The organism is Vibrio splendidus (assembly GCF_003345295.1).
In the GTDB taxonomy this organism is placed as follows: domain Bacteria; phylum Pseudomonadota; class Gammaproteobacteria; order Enterobacterales; family Vibrionaceae; genus Vibrio; species Vibrio splendidus_K.
The window spans coordinates 644,426-664,155 of sequence record NZ_CP031055.1 but is presented as its reverse complement, the minus strand read 5'-3'; the positions used below and the strand labels follow the sequence as shown (position 1 = coordinate 664,155).

The following is a 19,730-nucleotide window of genomic DNA, read 5'->3' as shown; positions in this document are numbered from 1 at the left end:
AATTAAAAATACAAAAATCAAAACCATGCCAAATTCATCTGGTCTGAACAGATCATAGTGGCCTCTGGGAGCATTGTATCGACCACTCACCTCGGGTAGCCTGCTCAACCATTAAACAAATTCACACGTTTTCTTTGCGGATACCGACTTGTCGTTTAGTCAGACTTTGAACAGGATTTTAATGGACATCGCCTCAACATTTGAATGCCACCGTCGCGCATGAAACACCTCCCCTACTCTCGTAAGTCAACGCACTTCGAAAAACTAATTTCTATCTGGTTGCCGCCACTCAGCAACCTGAATTTTCAGCTGCGCTTCCCTAAGTCTGTTTCAGATTTTCTTTCTATAGCTTTAAAAGCGCAGCCTCAAAACACGACATCACTTTCTGTGATTTCTAGTGGAGACTCATAATGAGCCAACCCGAGACAAATACACCGGAATCAGTCGACGATTCTCGACTGAATAAACGCCTTAAAGATATGCCTGTCGCTATCGTTGGTATGGCGAGCATGTTTGCGAACTCTCGTTACCTGAATAAATTTTGGGATCTTATCAGCGAAAAAATTGATGCCATTACTGAAGTACCAGATACGCACTGGCGTCCAGAAGATTACTACGACTCAGATCGTACTACGCCAGACAAGTCTTACTGTAAGCGCGGTGGTTTCATCCCTAAAGTAGACTTCAACCCTATGGAGTTCGGTCTTCCGCCAAACATCCTAGAACTGACAGACACTTCTCAGCTGCTTTCTTTGATCGTTGCAAAAGAAGTACTTGAAGATGCCAAGCTGCCTGAAGGCTACGATCGCGATAAGATCGGTATCACGCTCGGTGTTGGTGGTGGTCAGAAGATCGCTCAAAGCCTGAATGCTCGTCTGCAATACCCTGTTTTGAAAAAAGTCTTCAAGAGCAGTGGTATCAGCGACAACGACAGCGAAATGCTGATCAAAAAATTCCAAGACCAATACATCCACTGGGAAGAGAACTCATTCCCTGGTTCATTGGGTAACGTAATTTCAGGTCGTATTGCTAACCGCTTTGACCTTGGTGGCATCAACTGCGTAGTTGATGCTGCGTGTGCGGGCTCTCTAGCCGCAATGCGTATGGCTCTAAGTGAGCTGGTTGAAGGCCGCAGTGAAATGATGATCACAGGTGGTGTGTGTACTGATAACTCACCAACCATGTACATGAGCTTCTCTAAAACTCCAGCATTCACTACTAATGAAACCATTCAACCTTTCGACATCGACTCAAAAGGCATGATGATTGGTGAAGGCATCGGCATGGTTGCTCTTAAGCGTCTTGAAGATGCAGAGCGCGACGGCGACAGAATCTACTCCGTGATAAAAGGTGTCGGTTCTTCTTCGGATGGTAAGTTCAAGAGTATTTACGCACCTCGCCCTGAAGGACAAGCAAAAGCACTGAAACGTGCTTACGATGATGCTGGTTTCGCACCGCACACACTTGGCCTTTTAGAAGCGCACGGTACAGGTACTGCAGCGGGCGATGTGGCTGAATTTGGTGGCTTAAACTCGGTATTCAGTGAGAACAATGACGAGAAGCAACACATTGCGTTAGGCTCTGTGAAATCTCAAATTGGTCACACTAAATCAACCGCGGGTACTGCAGGTTTAATCAAAGCTGCATTAGCACTGCACCACAAAGTACTGCCGCCAACGATCAACGTATCGGCTCCGAATCCTAAGTTGGATATCGAAAACTCACCGTTCTACCTAAACACACAAACACGTCCTTGGATGAAACGTGTCGACGGCACACCACGCCGTGCAGGTATCAGCTCATTCGGTTTTGGTGGCACTAACTTCCACGTTGTATTGGAAGAGTACACACCTGAGCACGCTCGCGGTGATAAATACCGTCAGCGCCAAGTACCGCAAACTCTGCTGTTCAGCGCAGAATCTCGTCAAGCACTGATCAATGAGCTCAAGCAGATTTCAACTCAAGCTGCCGATGCTGCGTTCAAATTAGAAGCGCTTGCTGAGCAACATGGCTTGCATGAAGTTAACGCTAAGCACGCTCGTCTTGGTTTAGTCGTGACTGACCAAGCAGACCTTCAAGCGCAACTGACTCAAGCGGTTTCTATGCTTGAGAGCCAAACCAAAGCACATTGGCAGATGCCAAACGGCACTAGCTATCGCGAGTCGGCACTGATTGCTGAAAACGGTGCAGGTAAAGTAGCAGCGCTATTTGCAGGTCAAGGTTCGCAATACCTCAACATGGGTCGCGAGCTTGCTTGTCATTACCCTGAAATGCGCCAACAGCTTGCTCAAGCGGATCAGGTATTTGGTCAACACAAGAAAACGGCTCTGTCGCAAATTCTGTTCCCAATTCCAACCTTCACACCAGAAGCAACCAAAGCTCAAGAAGCGGTGTTAACCAACACGGCCAATGCTCAAAGTGCGATTGGTACTGTGTCTATGGGCCAGTTCGACATCATGACTCAAGCTGGCTTCAAAGCTGACATGGTCGCAGGCCACAGCTTTGGTGAGCTAAGTGCACTATGCGCATCGGGTGTTATCTCGCAGGACGATTACTACCAGCTAGCTTTCGCTCGTGGCGATGCTATGGCTGCGACACCTGAACAAGGCGACAGCGGTACTATGTTTGCGGTCATCCTAGACGCAGACAAGCTTCCAGCCGTTGAAAGCTGCATCAGTCAATTCGAAGGCGTGAGCATTGCCAACTACAACGCCCCGACTCAACTGGTTATTGCAGGTCCAACTGCGACGGTTCAACAAGCAGCACAAACGCTGACAGAACAAGGCTTCAAAGCAATCGCTCTGCCTGTATCTGGCGCGTTCCACACTCCACTTGTTGCTCACGCTCAAAAACCATTTGCTGCTGCAATTGACAAAGCTTCATTTAGCGCTCCAACGCTGCCGCTTTACTCAAACGCAACGGGCAAACTGCACAGCAAAGACGCGAAAGCGATCAAGAAAGCATTCAAGCAACACATGCTGCAATCGGTTCGTTTCAGTGAGCAAATTGAAGCGATGTATGAAGCAGGCGCGCGCGTATTCGTTGAGTTCGGTCCTAAAAACATTCTTCAAAAGCTGGTTGAGAAAACATTGGCTGATAAGAACGAAGAGCTTTACGCAATCAGCATCAACCCAAGCCCTAAAGGCGACAGTGACCAACAGCTTCGTTTAGCTGCAGTTCAACTGTGCGTGGCAGGTGTTTCATTAGACAACATTGACCCTTACCAAGCTGACATTGCTGAACCTGCAAAGGCATCACCAATGAACATCAAGCTGAATGCAACCAACTACATCAGCCCTGCTACTCGTAAGAAAATGGATCAATCATTGGCTTCGGGCAACGTCACCGAAAAGACTGAGATTGTTGAAGTGAAAGTTGAAGTCGAGAAAATCGTGGAAAAAGAAGTGATTAAAACAGAAATCGTTGAAGTACCTGTGGCTGCTCCTCAAGCTTCAAATGTACAACAGTCAGCTGCTCCAGCACCAAGCGCACAAGTAGCAACAACAGCTCAGCAGCCTCAAGTGGTTCAAACAGCCCCGTCTAACGTAACGGTTGATGAATCCTCACTGCAGTCGTTCTTCAATGCTCAACAACAAGCAGCAGAAGTACATCAACAATTCTTGGCGATTCCTCAGCAATATGGTGACACATTCAACACCTTAATGTCTGAGCAAGCGAAAATGGCAACAGCAGGCGTAGCAATTCCTGAGAACCTACAGCGTTCTATGGAAATGTTCCACCAGCACCAAGCTGAAACGCTAAAAGCTCACGCTCATTACCTCGAGATGCAAGCACACAGCAACAGCTCTGCACTTAATATGCTGACGCAAGGTTCAGTACAAACGGCACAACCAACCTTCGTTGCGCCAGTAAATGCTCAGCCAGTAATTCAAGCTACTCCAACAGCTATCGTTCAACAGCCTGTAGCTCAAGTACAAGCTGCTCCTGTACAAGCTGCGCCAGTTCAAAATACAACAGTTCAGCAAGCTCCAGTCCAGAAAGCCGTTCCTGCACCACAAGTAGCGGCTCAAGCGGCAGTGCCTGTTGCAGCTCAACCTGTTCCAGTTAAAGCGCAACCGGCTCCCGTGGCTGCACCAGTAGCAGTACAATCAGCCGATGCTGAAAAAGTGATGCTAGAAGTGGTCGCTGAGAAAACGGGTTACCCAACGGAAATGCTTGATCTAGAAATGGACATGGAAGCAGACCTTGGTATCGACTCAATCAAGCGCGTAGAGATCCTTGGTACCGTTCAAGACGAGATGCCAAACCTACCTGAGCTGAACCCTGAAGATCTAGCTGAGTGTCGTACTCTTGGTGAAATCGTTACTTACATGAACAGCAAGATGCCAGCATCAGCGCCTGTGGCAGCACAGCCAAGCGCAGCTGCTCCTGTTCAAGCCGCTAACGGTCTTGATGCGAAAGTCGTTCAACAAACCATGCTAGAAGTGGTTGCTGAGAAAACCGGTTACCCAACGGAAATGCTTGATCTAGAAATGGATATGGAAGCAGACCTTGGTATCGACTCAATTAAACGTGTTGAGATTCTTGGTACGGTTCAAGATGAACTGCCTACTCTTCCAGAGCTAAACCCTGAAGACTTAGCTGAGTGTCGTACTCTTGGCGAAATCGTTAACTACATGAACAGCAAGCTTCCGGCTTCGGCACCTGTAGTCGCTCAAACTGCAGCAACTTCAGTTCAAGCAGCTAGCGGTTTAGATGCGGCTGTCGTTCAAAAAACCATGTTAGAAGTGGTCGCAGAGAAGACGGGCTACCCGACTGAAATGCTAGACCTCGCAATGGATATGGAAGCTGACCTTGGTATCGACTCAATCAAGCGTGTTGAAATCCTAGGTACGGTACAAGACGAATTACCGACTCTTCCAGAGCTAAACCCTGAAGATCTCGCTGAGTGTCGCACTCTAGGTGAAATTGTTGACTACATGAACAGCAAGCTTCCGGCTTCTGCTCCAGTAGCTGCTCAAGCATCTGCACCAGTACAAGCAGTATCAAACGGTTTAAACGCAGAGCAAGTTCAAGGCACAATGCTGAGCGTAGTGGCTGATAAAACAGGCTACCCAACAGAAATGCTCGACCTAGCAATGGACATGGAAGCAGACCTTGGCATCGACTCAATCAAACGTGTTGAGATCCTTGGTACGGTTCAAGACCAGCTACCAACATTGCCAGAGCTGAACCCTGAGGACCTAGCTGAGTGTCGTACTCTGGGTGAAATCGTTGCTTACATGAATACTAAAGGCATGAACAGCAAGCTAGGCGCTAATGCTGCACCTGCTCCAGAAGCAACTGCAACCGCTGCAGAAAGCGTAAGCAACGACCTAAACCCTGCTCACGTTCAATCAACAATGATGGAAGTAGTTGCCGATAAAACTGGCTACCCAGCAGAAATGCTCGACCTAGCGATGGACATGGAAGCAGACCTTGGTATCGATTCGATTAAACGCGTTGAGATTCTAGGTACGGTTCAAGACCAGCTACCAACGCTGCCAGAACTAAACCCTGAAGACCTAGCTGAGTGTCGTACGCTTGGTGAAATCGTTACTTACATGCAAAGCAAGCTATCCGCTGCTGCACCCGTAGCGACTCCAAAAGCTGAATCAGTAACGCCTATCGCAGAAACAGCGACAGCGGAACTTCCTCCACACAATGAGGTGGCGCTAAAAAAGCTACCAGCGGCAGATAAACTCGTCGATTGTTTCTCAAAAGACGCTTGTGTCGTGATCACAGATGATGGTCACAACGCCGGTGTTCTAGCAGAAAAGTTGACCGCTAACGGCATTCAAGTTGCTGTAGTGCGTAGTGCTCTTTCTGCCGCGTCACCTTTAAACAGTGAAATCGCAAGCTACACACTCAACAGCGTTGATGATACTGGTGTGACTTCGGTTATTAAAGACATCGAAGCAGACCTTAAAACGTCGAACAAACTGATTGCTGGCTTCATTCACCTACAAGCTATCGTTGATGCAAAACAAAGCAACGAGCAAGCGGTTAACTTGAATGCAGACTCAAAAGCTTCACTGACGACAGCGTTCTTATTCGCGAAGCACCTAAATGGCCAACTGAATGCGATTTCTGGTCGCAGCGTGTTCTTCACACTAAGCCGTATCGATGGTGGCTTTGGTTACCTGGACGCTAAGCAACTAGCGAATGCAGAACTTAACCAAGCGGCTCTATCTGGTCTCACTAAGACACTGAGCCATGAATGGTCAAACGTATTCTGCCGTGCATTGGATGCTGACGCTTCTATTGATGCTCGTCACCTAGCTGAAGCTATCACAGGTGAACTATTCGATATCGACACCAACACGGTTGAAATCGGCCTTAGCCATGCGGAAAACGGTGAATCTGGTCGTGCAACATTGATTGCTGCAACACCAGGTGCTGCACAAACTAAAAACACAGGCGCTCAACTCACCAAGAGCGACAAAGTTCTGGTTACGGGTGGCGCTAAAGGCGTGACGTTTGAATGTGCACTGACGCTTGCTAAGCAATGTAAATCTCATTTCATTCTTGCAGGTCGTAGTAAGCATATTACTTCAGCTGAGCTACCTCAGTGGGCACAAGGCAAGCAAGAGAAAGAGCTAAAACCAGCGGCTATCGCACACCTACAAGCAACAGGTGACAAACCAACGCCGAAGAAAGTTGATTCCTTGCTAAAGCCTGTATTGAGCAGCCTTGAAATCAACGCAGCACTTGCCGCTTTCAACGAGATTGGCGCGAGCGCTGAATACCTAAGTCTAGATGTGTCGAACCATGAGTCAGTAGCGAAAACACTGGCGAATTTCGAAGGCATCACGGGTCTTATCCACGGTGCAGGCGTACTGGCTGACAAACACATTCAAGATAAAACGCTTGATGAACTGAACATGGTTTACGGCACGAAAGTGGGCGGACTAGAAGCGGTTCTTAGTGGTCTTGATAGCAGCAAGCTAAAACTGATTGCGATGTTCTCTTCGGCGGCGGGTTTCTATGGAAACACTGGCCAAAGTGATTACTCGATGTCTAACGAGATCCTAAACAAAGCGGCTCTACAACTATCTGCTCGTAACCCTCAAGCGAAAGTGATGAGCTTCAATTGGGGACCGTGGGACGGTGGCATGGTCAACGCAGCACTGAAACGTATGTTCACAGAACGTGGTGTGTACGTAATTCCTCTTCAAGCAGGTGCAGAGCTGTTTAGCTCTCAACTACTGAACGAAACTGGCATTCAATTGCTGGTTGGTACGAGCATGCAAGGTTCTGACAACAAGGAAGCTGCTGTAAAAAAGCTTAATGCGGAGTCTGTGCATCTTGCAAAGAGTCCGCTGAATACAAGCATCACTGTGACACGTCATCTTGATCCAAAGGCATTGCCTTTCATTCAAGATCACTGCATTGCTGGTAACCCAGTGTTACCGACAGTGTGTGCCATCCAATGGATGCGTGAAGTGGCAGAGCAACTGTTAGGGGTGAACGTTAGCGTTCACAACTACAAACTGCTTAAGGGTGTGATTTTTGATACTGATGAAGTGCAAGAACTGAATCTGGTTCTTTCTTCTGATGCTAAATCAAAAGATCAGCTAAAAGCGGTGATCAGTTGCCAAGGGCGACCACAGTATCAAGCTCAGTTGCAAGTTGCCTCTGTGCAAGTGTCTGAAGATGTTCAACAAGCGTCAGTAAAACGCTTTGAGGCCAACACTTCAGCACCTGTAACAACGGCACAAGCTCTATACAGTGACGGTACTCTGTTTCATGGACCAAGATTGCAAGGTATTACCTCAGTCGAACGCTTTGACGACTTAGGCTTATTGGCTCAATGCCAGTTGCCTCAGATTGAAAACAGCGACTGCGGATCATTTATTCCTAAGCAAGGCTTTGGTGATAGCCAGCCATTTGCTGAAGATTATCTGTTGCAAGCAATGCTGGTATGGGCTCGATTGAAATACGGCGCGGCAAGCCTACCGTCTGCAATCGGTGAGTTTATTTGTTACGCACCGATGCACAATGGTGGCCAAGGTTGGCTAGAGCTGAGCGTGATAAAAAGCACGGCTCGTTCGCTGCAAGCTGATATCTCGCTTTACCACCAAGATGGTCGTTTAAGCGCAGTAATGAAAGGTGCAAAAGTCACCATCAGCAAGAGCTTAAACGACGCATTTTTGCCGAAGTCTAGCTCAGCAGTATCGAAGAAAGAGGCGACTAAGAACCCAGAAAAGGAGCAATTGTCATAGTGACTGTTCCTTCTAATAAAGCGATGCCATTGCGCATCGCTCTTTTAGCTCAGCCAGCAAACGCGGCTGAGCTTTCTGCCGACTTATTCCCCTCGTTCCCAGACATGATAACTGTTGTGGTTGATGGCGATTTTAATCAAGCACTTAGCCGTGCGATTGAGACTGTAAATCAAGGCACTGCTGTTAAACTCTGTTTGGATTCTCACTCACCATCATTGTTGATGTTAAGTGCGCTGAATGCTGCTCAGAATAAGATTCACCCACACGCGAATTTAGCGGGCTTTGCCGAAACTCTCGATCTAGATAATGGAGATAGCGTTCAGCTTGCTCTAGAGATGTCACGCCGCCCCGCTTCAGACTTAAACCATCAACAGCAATACTCTGCCCTATCTGCTTCGCAGCAGTTTAATGAGTTGTTGAATATGGTGAATGCAATATCGAGCCGTTCATTGCCGAGCGATTCATTACCGAGCCATTCATTACCTAACAATTATTGGTTCACTGAGCCGAACAAAGCACGTGTTGCTGCGTTAACTTTCAGTGACGATAGCCAAAAAGCCACCAGCCTGATATTGACTCAAGCGACCGGTTTGCAAGAACCAAAGCCCTTGCTATCGAGCGAGCGTTTGATGTTTGTGGTTTCTAGCAATGACCAAGCTGGATTGGTTTCTCAGCTAGCCTCGTTAAGAGCAGAGCTTAAATGCGTTAGTGATTCATCGGACAGCGAACTTGCTATCGCCACTTTGATGCATTCAAACCTAAGTCACTTCCAAAGCGTTCAGCACAATGCTGGCCGTGGCGCGAACATCGTGATTCAGGCAGCTTCAATTGATGCTGCAATACAAGAGATCACAGCGGTAGAAAATGCGTTGCCAAAAGTAATGGCTGACAATAGCCACTACAAAACGCCAGCAGGCAGTTGTTTCTCACCGATGCATCAAAGCAAAGGTGGTGTTGCATTTGTTTACCCTGGTGTTGGCACGGTTTATCCCGGTATGTTGCGTGAATTTCACCACCATTTCCCACAGTTATTTGCTCGTTTAGAACGTGAGGGTAACTTGAAAGAGATGCTGCAGGCTGACAAAACCTATGCTGAAGACGCGCAAGAAATGTCGCTCAGTGAACTGGCAATTGCAGGTGTGGGCAGTAGTTATCTGTTAACACAACTGCTGTGTGATGAATTCAAAGTGCAGCCAGACTTCGCTTTGGGTTACTCCAAGGGTGAAGCTTCCATGTGGGCCAGCTTGAATGTTTGGAAAAACCCACATGCGTTGATTGAGATGACTCAAACTAGCCCTATCTTCACCACGGCTATTTCTGGTGAGCTCACCGCCGTGCGTCAAGATTGGCAGCTGAACGGCGACGAAAGCATCCAATGGAATAGCTTTGTAGTTCGCAGTGATGCGCAAGCGATTGAGGCTCTGTTGCCAGAGTTTCCACGTGCTTATCTCGCTATCATCCAAGGTGACACCTGCGTACTGGCAGGTTGTGAAAGCACATGTCGTGCACTACTCAAGAAACTGGGTAAACGTGGCATTGCCGCGAATCGTGTTACCGCAATGCACACCACACCAGCATTGAGCCAACATAGCCAAGTGCGTGAATTTTACACGCAACCACTGTTCGACGAATTGCCAAAGCATATCCGCTTTATCAGCGCAGCAGGTCTACCGACTGGCGCACCAATCAATATCGACAGCGATAGCATCGCCCTTTCGATTGCCGACACTTTCTGTTCGACGCTGGATTTCACCGCGTTGATCCAGAGTGCACGTCAGCAAGGTGCGCGCCTGTTCGTTGAAGTGGGTGCCGATCGTCAAACCAGCACATTGATCGACAAGATCAATCGTAGCGACGACGTAGCCGACCAGTACTGCACAATCGCTTCCAATGCCAAAGGCGGTGACGATGTTGTCACGCTCATCAAATGCATTGGTCAGCTCATTACTCATCAAATCCCATTGTCTGTCGAGCCTCTTATCCAAGGGCTAAAACAACAGATCACCACTAAGCAATTACGTGGTGTGTCTCAAGGCAGTGCAGTGAATCATCAAGGAGAGCTAGTATGAGTTCTCAATCGAATCAGGCTCAGAACAAACAGCAAGTGAAGTGCAATAAGATCGCGATTGTCGGTATTGCTAACCAATACCCAGAAGCGGATACACCAAAAGACTTTTGGCAAAACTTGCTAGATAAAAAAGATTCTCGAACCACATTAAGCGCTGAAAAGTTAGGTGCTAAACCCGAAAGCTATCAGGGCGTACAAGGCGAATCAGACCGCTTTTACTGTGACAAAGGCGGCTACATCGAAAACTTCAATTTCGATAGCAATGGCTACCGCTTAACAGCAGAGTCGTTCAACGGTGTTGACCAGAGTTTCCTATGGGCTTTGGATACCAGTCGTAAGGCGTTAGTCGACGCAGGCATTGATCTGAATGCCGATATTTTAGAACGCACAGGCGTGATCATGGGTGCCCTTTCGTTCCCAACCACACGTTCAAACGACTTGTTTCTGCCGATGTATCACTCGGTGGTCGAGAAAGCACTACAAGCTAAATTGGCTAATGACCAGTTTTCACTGCTGCCAACCAATGAAACCGCGCAAGACCTCAATCCTATCAATGGTGCAGCGGCACACAACGCCTCTAAGTTAGTGGCTGATGCATTGGGTTTAGGCAACGTGCAACTTAGCCTAGATGCAGCATGTGCAAGTTCAGTGTATTCATTGAAGTTAGCGTGTGATTACTTGAACACGGGCAAAGCCGACATGATGTTGGCGGGCGCGGTATCCGGTGCTGACCCATTCTTTATCAACATGGGTTTTTCCATCTTCCACGCTTACCCAGACCACGGCGTGTCGGTTCCGTTTGATAGCAACAGTAAAGGTCTGTTTGCTGGCGAAGGTGCTGGTGTTTTAGTCCTAAAACGCTTAGCTGATGCAGAGCGTGATGGCGATAATATTTACGCAGTTGTCAGCGGTATTGGCTTGTCGAACGATGGCCGTGGCCAGTTCGTATTAAGCCCAAATAGCAAAGGACAAGTACAAGCCTTTGAACGCGCTTACGAGGCATCAAACCTAACACCAGACAGCATTGAAGTGATTGAGTGTCACGCAACCGGCACGCCATTAGGTGACAAGGTTGAGTTAACCTCAATGGAGCGTTTCTTTGCTGACAAATTGAATGGCTCTAACCCGCCATTGATTGGCTCTGCGAAGTCAAACCTCGGTCACTTACTGACTGCGGCGGGTATGCCAGGGATCATGAAGATGATCTTCGCGATGAAAGAAGGTGTGCTTCCTCCAAGTATTAATTTGGACAAGCCACTATCGTCACCAGAGGGTTTATTTGGCTCACAAACTCTGCCAACTCAGGTTCAACCTTGGCCAAGTAAAGCGGGCAACTCAGAGCGCTGTGCGGGTGTTTCTGTATTTGGTTTCGGTGGTTGTAACGCTCACTTATTGCTTGAAGCGTATTCAGACACCAGTCATGTAAACCAGACTTTAGAGTCAGCGTCTCCAAGCCTACAGCCGTCCAATTTAAGCATTACTGGCCTCGCGTCTCACTTCGGTTCTCTGCAAAGCATCAATGCGCTAAGCACAGCGATTGAGACCAACAACGATGCTTTCATTGCATTGCCGAAGAAACGCTGGAAAGGCTTAGACCAACATCCAGAACTGCTGAGTCAATTTGGTTTACACGGCATTCCAAATGGAGCGTACATCGATCAATTCGATCTCGATTTCCTACGCTTTAAAGTGCCGCCTAATGAAGATGACCGTTTGATCTCTCAGCAGTTGCTACTGATGAAAGTGGCAGACGAAGCCATCAAAGACGCCAAGCTCGTGGCAGGCCAAAAGGTTGCTGTACTGGTAGCGATGGAAACTGAGCTTGAGATGCACCAATTCCGTGGACGCGTAAACCTGCATAGCCAATTGGCTGACAGCTTTGCCAACATGGGTATTGAGCTAACACAAGATGAATACCAATCGCTAGAAACCATCGCGATGGACAGTGTGATGGACGCAGCCAAGCTGAACCAATACACCAGTTTCATCGGCAATATCATGGCTTCGCGTATCTCTTCATTGTGGGACTTTAACGGCCCTGCGTTTACGATTTCAGCCGCTGAACAGTCGGTTGCTCGTTGTATCGATGTCGCGCAAAACCTAATGTCGCAAGAATCCATGGACGCCGTCGTGATTGCAGCCGTTGACCTTAGTGGCAGTGCCGAACATGTGATTCTGAAGAACAGCGTGAGCCCAGTGTCACTCGCACCAAAATTCGGACAACCGCAAGACGGCAGTTGGAATGTGGGTGAAGGCGCAGGTGCCATTGTTCTTGTTGAAGAAAACCGAGTAGCTAGTGACCAAGACACGGCTTACGGCAGTATCAACGCATTGGCCTTTGGCTCAAGCGAGTGTAACAACGCCGTTGTTGATGAGTTACTGACTCAAGTCGGTATGAGCTCGAACGATGTTTCTCTGCTTGAGCTTAACCATGCACCAGAGACTTCATCACACGAGCTTGTACCTCTCAACTTAGGGGTTACCAAGACGACTCAAGCGAGTCAACGTGTTGGTCATTGCTCTGCAGCCTCTGGCATGGCGAGCCTGCTACACGGCCTGCTCAACCTGAACCTTGAGTCTCTGAATCCAAATGTCAGCTCTAAGAGCGCGATTATTGCCAACATCAGTGAAGGTCAATGTTCACAGCTGTTGCTAAGCCAATCGAGTGTTGAATCTCAATCACTATCGGTTCGTTTAAGCAATGAACTGGCGAACGATGCTAAACGTCAATTGGTTAAGCAAGTGACTCTTGGTGGTCGCGATATCTATCAACATATTGCCCAAACCCCAGTGACTAACTTAGCAACGATTCAACAGAAAGCTTCTGGTAAACAAGCAGCAAGAGTGGCGTCGGTTCCAACGACAGCAAGCATTCAAGCAGCCCTTGCGCAAAAAGAGTTAGAGAAGAAAGCACTAACGCAGAACGCGGTAGAGCCAGTAATCGAAACTCCTACATCAGTATCACCTACTCTGGCGCCAACTCGCCACAGTCAGCTAACAGGTAACCACAGCAATATGACTCATGTCCTATCCGCTAAAAATGGCGTATCGAATATCGACGCTAATACGGATGCAGCATCACAACCATCTGTAGCACCACACAACCAAGCGTTTGCTCAAAACCAGCAAGCAGCGCAGCAAGTACACAAAGCATTCTTGCACACTCGTGCCCAAGGCATGCAAATGGCTGATGCACTATTAAAAGCGCAGCTAAACGCAGTTACATCTGGTTTAGATAGCAATGCCCTGATTCAACAAACGACTAGCCAACAAAAAAATGGTCAACAAACGACTGGTCAGCAAACATCAGCTCAGCCTGTTCAAGCTCAACCAGTTCAGGTTCAGTCAACACCAGTAAACGTACTTGCGACGCCAGCACCAGTAAAACCTATCCGTAAGCCATGTATCTGGGATTATGATGACCTGGTTGAATACGCTGAAGGCGACATCGCCAACGTATTTGGTCCTGATTACGCGATCATCGATAGCTACTCGCGCCGCGTTCGTTTACCAACCACCGATTACCTATTGGTATCTCGTGTGACTAAGCTCAACGCGACCATTAACGAGTACAAGCCAAGCACAATGACCACCGAATACGACATCCCAGTTGATGCGCCGTATCTTGTTGATGGTCAGATCCCTTGGGCAGTAGCGGTTGAATCTGGTCAGTGTGACCTAATGCTGATCAGCTACTTAGGCATTGATTTCGAAAACAAAGGCGAGCGTGTTTATCGCCTGCTTGATTGTACGCTTACCTTCCTTGGCGACTTGCCTCGTGGTGGCGATACGCTGCGTTACGATATCTCAATCAACAACTTTGCTCGCAATGGCGATACATTGCTGTTCTTCTTCTCGTACGAGTGTTTCGTTGGCGACAAGATGATCCTGAAAATGGATAACGGCTGTGCGGGCTTCTTCACTGATGAAGAGCTAGCAGATGGCAAAGGTGTGATTCACACTGAAGATGAAATCAAGGCTCGTAAACTTGCCACTAAGCAACGCTTCAACCCTATGTTGCACTGTCCTAAAACCCAGTTTAACCACCAAGAACTGCGTCATCTACTGACTGCCAACATTGCAGAATGTTTTGGCCCAACTCACCAATCCAATAGCCACCAGCCTTCTCTATGCTTCAGCTCAGAGAAGTTCATGATGATCGAAAAGGTTAGCCGTGTTGAACCGCAAGGCGGCACATGGGGACTTGGTCTGATTGAAGGTCACAAGCAGCTAGAGCCTGAGCACTGGTACTTCCCTTGTCACTTCAAAGATGACTCAGTAATGGCTGGCTCTTTGATGGCAGAAGGTTGTGGTCAACTGCTTCAATTCTTCATGATGCATCTTGGCATGCACACGCTTGTTCAAAATGGTCGTTTCCAACCTCTTGAAAATGCCCCTCAACAAGTGCGTTGTCGTGGTCAAGTTCTACCACAATCGGCAGAACTGACTTACCGCATGGAAGTAACTGAGATTGGTCTAAGCCCTCGCCCATACGCGAAAGCTAACATCGATATTTTGCTGAACGGCAAAGTGATTGTTGATTTCCAAAACTTGGGTGTGATGATCAAAGAAGACGACGAATGTACTCGTTACCTGCCTTCTTTAGAGACAACTGAAACCGTCAATCCAACGCTAAATGAAACGGTTATCACAACACCTGCGTTGCAGAATGAAGTTCAGCACATCGCTCAAACACCAGCGGTTAACCAACAGGCTTCAGTTAATGCGCCCTTAATGGCTCAAATTGAAGACCTAGCAACAGCGCCAAACAAAGGTGTAGTTCCACTTCAACACGTTGAAGCTCCGGTAACGCCTGATTACCCGAACCGCACGCCAGACACAGTTCCGTTCACGCCTTATCACATGTTCGAGTTCGCAACGGGTGATATCGAGAAATGTTTCGGTCCTGATTTCTCTATCTACCGTGGCATGATTCCACCACGTACTCCGTGTGGCGACCTACAGCTAACCACTCGTGTCGTTGAGATCGACGGTAAGCGTGGCGACTTCAAGAAGCCTTCATCGTGTATTGCAGAATACGAAGTGCCAGAATACGCATGGTACTTTGATGAAAACAGCCACCAGACCTTGATGCCTTACTCGGTATTGATGGAGATTTCACTGCAGCCAAATGGCTTCATCTCAGGCTACATGGGTACAACACTGGGCTTCCCAGGTGAAGAACTGTTTTTCCGTAACCTAGATGGTAGCGGCAAAATGCTGCGTAACGTCGACTTGCGTGGCAAAACGATCACCAACGATTCTCGTCTGCTTTCAACAGTAATGATGGGCACCAACATCGTACAGAGCTTCAGCTTCGAACTGAGTACTGACGGCGTGCCTTTCTACCAAGGTACGGCAGTATTTGGTTATTTCAAAGGCGCGGCACTGAAAGACCAATTAGGTTTGGACAACGGTAAAGTGACTCACGCATGGCACGTTGATAACAATCGCACGCCAGACGTAAACATCAACTTGCTAGACAAAACGAGTCGTTACTTTAATGCACCTGTTTCTGCTACTGGTGAAGTGCAAGAGCACTACCAACTGGCTGGCGGTCGTTTGAACTTCATCGATACAGTGCAGATCACTAGCGATGGTGGTAAAGACGGTCTGGGTTACCTATACGCTGAGCGTACGATTGACCCAAGTGATTGGTTCTTCCAGTTCCACTTCCATCAAGACCCGGTAATGCCAGGTTCTCTAGGTGTCGAAGCGATCATCGAGTTAATGCAAACCTACGCACTAAACAAAGATCTTGGCGCTGGCTTCCGCAATCCGAAATTTGGCCAAATCCAATCTGAAGTGAAATGGAAATACCGTGGTCAGATTAACCCTCTGAACAAACAGATGTCACTGGATGTACACATCACTGCAATCAAAGACGAAGACGGCAAACGCATCATCGTTGGCGACGCAAACCTGAGCAAAGATGGTCTGCGTATTTATGAAGTGAAAGACATCGCAATTTGTATCGAAGAAGCTCCTGTTATCGATAAAGCATAAGCCGCCATTAGAGACAGAGAATTAGGAAAGAATTTAGTATGACAACTCAAACTACAATCAATAACGAAAAGCTATCTCCGTGGCCTTGGCAGGTTGAAGGGAGCACTACTCATTTCGATAACGCAGTAATGTCGACAATCTTAAAAGATTTAAGCCTTGCTTGTTACGTAGTGAACCACCCAGAAAAAGGTTTAGGCGTTAGCCAACAAGCAGAGATTGCATCGGGCGATACAGCAAGCGCTGCAAACAGCCAACCTGTTAGCGCCTTTGCTCCCGCTCTTGGTACACAAAGCTTAGGCGACGAAGATTTTCGTCGCTGCCACGGCGTAAAATACGCTTACTATGCGGGCGCAATGGCAAACGGCATCTCATCAGAAGAGTTGGTGATTGCGCTTGGTCAGGCTGGCATTCTTTGTTCCTTTGGCGCGGCGGGTTTAATCCCATCTCGCGTTGAGCAAGCGATCAACCGTATTCAAGCAGCACTACCAAACGGCCCTTACGCGTTTAACCTGATTCACAGCCCAAGTGAACCTGCACTAGAGCGCGGCAGTGTAGAGCTGTTTTTGAAGCACCAAGTAAAAACGGTTGAGGCTTCAGCATTCTTAGGTTTAACACCGCAAATCGTTCACTACCGTGCAGCAGGCCTTAGTCGCGATGCACAAGGTGAGATTCAGATTGGCAACAAGGTTATTGCTAAGGTTAGCCGTACTGAAGTCGCGAGTAAGTTCATGCAGCCGGCTCCTATCAAAATGCTGCAAGCTCTGGTTGATGAAGGTCGAATCACAGCAGAACAGATGGAACTGGCACAACTGGTTCCTATGGCTGATGACATTACCGCAGAAGCCGATTCTGGTGGTCACACCGATAACCGTCCACTGGTTACCCTACTGCCAACGATTCTTGCCCTGAAAGAGCAAATCCAAGCACAGTACCAATTCAAAACTCCACTACGTGTCGGTTGTGGTGGTGGCGTAGGTACGCCTGACGCTGCTCTAGCGACGTTTAACATGGGCGCGGCTTACATTGTTACCGGTTCAATCAACCAAGCGTGTATTGAGGCTGGCGCGAGCGAACACACACGTAAGCTGCTTTCGACAACTGAAATGGCTGACGTGACTATGGCCCCGGCGGCAGACATGTTCGAAATGGGAGTGAAACTGCAAGTGGTTAAACGCGGCACCTTGTTCCCAATGCGTGCAAACAAGCTATACGAGCTATACACGCGTTACGATTCAATTGAAGCGATTCCAGCAGAAGAACGCCTAAAGTTAGAGAAGCAAGTATTCCGTGCAACACTGGATGACATTTGGGCGGGAACTGTGGCGCATTTTAACGAGCGCGACCCTAAACAGATCGAACGTGCTGAAGGCAACCCGAAACGTAAGATGGCGTTGATCTTCCGTTGGTACTTAGGGCTTTCTAGCCGTTGGTCAAATACAGGTGAACAAGGTCGTGAAATGGATTACCAAGTATGGGCAGGCCCTGCACTTGGCGCATTCAACGCATGGGCAAAAGACAGCTATCTAGACGATTACCAACAGCGTAATGCCGTTGATCTAGCAAAACACCTAATGCATGGCGCAGCCTACTTGGCTCGCATTAACTTGCTGACCTCACAAGGCATCAAGCTTGATCCAGAGCTAGCACGCTGGAAGCCAACTCAAAGAATGGCTTAAGTGACTCATGACTTAGCTAAACTTAAATTAGCTAGGCTCAACGAATAAAAAAAGCGACCACTTAGGTCGCTTTTTCTTTAGGTGTTCTTATCTAAATTTGATAGACGATTAAGAGTTTTGCATACGCTTTTTCAGTCGCGCTAAATCAATGGCGCTTGAACGAACCGTTAATTTGATGTGTTCGTAGTCGTACTCTTCTTTAACCACACTCATGTTTGAGCGAATCTCACCGATGATGCCTTGTCCAGAATAAGGGATAGTGATCTCTTCTTCGATCATGCCTTCTTCAGCAACACCAACGATGTACTTGTGCAGTTTCGTGATATCTAACGGATCACGAGTCGACGTTAGCATTGCATCTGGGAATTCTTCGATCAGCTCTAATTGCTGTTCTTCAGTCAATCTATCGCACTTATTCAGCACTAATAGTTTTTCGCTACCTTCAACGCCCACTTGTGCTAATACGTCGTGTACGACATCAAGCTGAGCTCGGAACGATACGTCAGAAGCATCAACCACATACAAAAGCAGTGAAGCATCATGCGCTTCTGCTAGCGTTGAGTGGAATGAAGCAACCAGATCATGTGGCAGTTTCTTGATGAAACCAACCGTGTCTGAAACCAAGATACGTGGCTGAGTAATTGGCTGAAGTGCACGAACCGTAGTATCTAGCGTTGCGAACAGTTTATCTTCACCCACCACTTCGGTTGCGGTCATTGCACGCATCATCGAAGATTTACCGGCATTGGTGTAGCCAACTAAAGCAACAGTGAAAAGCTCCGCGCGCCTTGTGCGTCTGGTCTTCATTTCATCTTGTACGCTTACTAGCTCACGCTTAAGCGCAGCAATTTGGTCACGTACGTTACGACGGTCTAGCTCTAGTGAAGTTTCACCTGCGCCCTGACCCATTTGACGCTCTTTATCACCCTCAGCCGTTTCACGCAGTCGTGGTACTAAGTAGTTTAGACGAGCGATATCAACTTGCAGACGAGCAGTACGAGTACGAGCGTGGCGGCTGAAGATTTCGATGATGATGCCAGTACGGTCAAATACTTCCACACCCAAACTCGCCTCAACAGTACGCATTTGAGATGGGCTTAAATCACAGTCAAATACCACAACATCAGCGGCACCGTATTGGAAGTTGCCCGTTGGAAGATCATCAAAATCTAGCTCATCGATTTCAGAACTAAAATCAAACGACTCATCAATAAAATCTTCATCTTCAGCTTCTTCAATAGAGCCTTGGTAACCAGTTAGATGTGCAATTTCGGCAAGCTTACCTGCACCCAACACATTCTGTCGTTGAGATGAACTATGGTGTTGCGATTGCGTACCGACGACTTTAAACCCTAGGGTTGACACTAAGCGAGCAAGTTCGGCAAGAGACTCTTTTGCTTCGTCACCTTTAAAATCCGGTGTCGTAATAGAAATAAGTAAAGCGTTATTCGCCGCTGGTTTTGCTGTTAGTTTCATGTTTTATTCTGTCTATGCACCAAAGTGCAACCTAGTATTTGATCTAAAGTAGTGTGATCCTACGCGTTTCTACGTCAGCTTTATAGAGCTAAGGGATACTAAATCACGATATTATTGCAGTAGAAGCATATATATCGTTTACCCCTCTGTTTTTATAAGGAATAAAAAGCAAGTATAGACAACGAAAAAGACAGCATCACATTACTTATTACTAGTTGGTGATACTGCCTTTGATTTAGACATGAACTTTGATTGTTAAACTAACTCAGCAACTAGAAG

The 19,730-nt window shown here is 47.6% G+C and carries 6 protein-coding genes; 5 read left to right on the top strand and 1 reads right to left on the bottom strand.

The genetic code is table 11. The annotated features are described in order from the left end of the window. Positions 1 to 219: 219 nt before the first annotated feature. Genes DUN60_RS24955 through pfaD form a run of 5 tightly spaced genes read left to right on the top strand, consistent with a single transcriptional unit; the run spans position 220 to position 17,975 of the window. Positions 220 to 411 carry a hypothetical protein gene (locus DUN60_RS24955; RefSeq protein WP_017098773.1) on the top strand — a complete coding sequence of 64 codons (192 nt, stop codon included), beginning with the start codon at positions 220 to 222 and terminating at the stop codon, positions 409 to 411. Further along, positions 411 to 8,225, top strand: a complete 7,815-nt coding sequence (locus DUN60_RS02910; RefSeq protein ID WP_114633126.1) for a type I polyketide synthase — start codon at positions 411 to 413, stop codon at positions 8,223 to 8,225. The genes DUN60_RS24955 and DUN60_RS02910 overlap by 1 nt, the downstream gene beginning before the upstream one ends. Then, on the top strand, positions 8,225 to 10,294 hold the full coding sequence (locus DUN60_RS02905; protein WP_114633125.1) for a PfaB family protein: 2,070 nt from the start codon (positions 8,225 to 8,227) through the stop codon (positions 10,292 to 10,294). The genes DUN60_RS02910 and DUN60_RS02905 overlap by 1 nt, the downstream gene beginning before the upstream one ends. Further along, positions 10,291 to 16,299 carry a hotdog fold thioesterase gene (locus DUN60_RS02900; protein WP_114633124.1) on the top strand — a complete coding sequence of 2,003 codons (6,009 nt, stop codon included), beginning with the start codon at positions 10,291 to 10,293 and terminating at the stop codon, positions 16,297 to 16,299. The genes DUN60_RS02905 and DUN60_RS02900 overlap by 4 nt, the downstream gene beginning before the upstream one ends. A 38-nt stretch (positions 16,300 to 16,337) precedes the next feature. Continuing rightward, the gene (gene pfaD / locus DUN60_RS02895) at positions 16,338 to 17,975 is read left to right on the top strand and encodes an eicosapentaenoate synthase subunit PfaD (protein WP_114633123.1); all 1,638 of its coding nucleotides are present in this window, start codon (positions 16,338 to 16,340) and stop codon (positions 17,973 to 17,975) included. 108 nt (positions 17,976 to 18,083) lie between these two features. On the opposite strand, the gene hflX is transcribed toward pfaD, so the two are convergent. Further along, on the bottom strand, positions 18,084 to 19,451 hold the full coding sequence (gene hflX / locus DUN60_RS02890; RefSeq protein WP_054548182.1) for a GTPase HflX: 1,368 nt from the start codon (positions 19,449 to 19,451) through the stop codon (positions 18,084 to 18,086). Positions 19,452 to 19,730 lie beyond the last annotated feature (279 nt).

Bases quoted from the DNA above. Each gene is read 5' to 3' on its own strand.
- DUN60_RS24955 (WP_017098773.1), top strand. From the start codon at position 220: ATGAAACACCTCCCCTACTCTCGTAAGTCAACGCACTTCGAAAAACTA.
- DUN60_RS02910 (WP_114633126.1), top strand. From the start codon at position 411: ATGAGCCAACCCGAGACAAATACACCGGAATCAGTCGACGATTCTCGA.
- DUN60_RS02900 (WP_114633124.1), top strand. From the start codon at position 10,291: ATGAGTTCTCAATCGAATCAGGCTCAGAACAAACAGCAAGTGAAGTGC.
- pfaD (WP_114633123.1), top strand. From the start codon at position 16,338: ATGACAACTCAAACTACAATCAATAACGAAAAGCTATCTCCGTGGCCT.
- hflX (WP_054548182.1), bottom strand. From the start codon at position 19,451: ATGAAACTAACAGCAAAACCAGCGGCGAATAACGCTTTACTTATTTCT.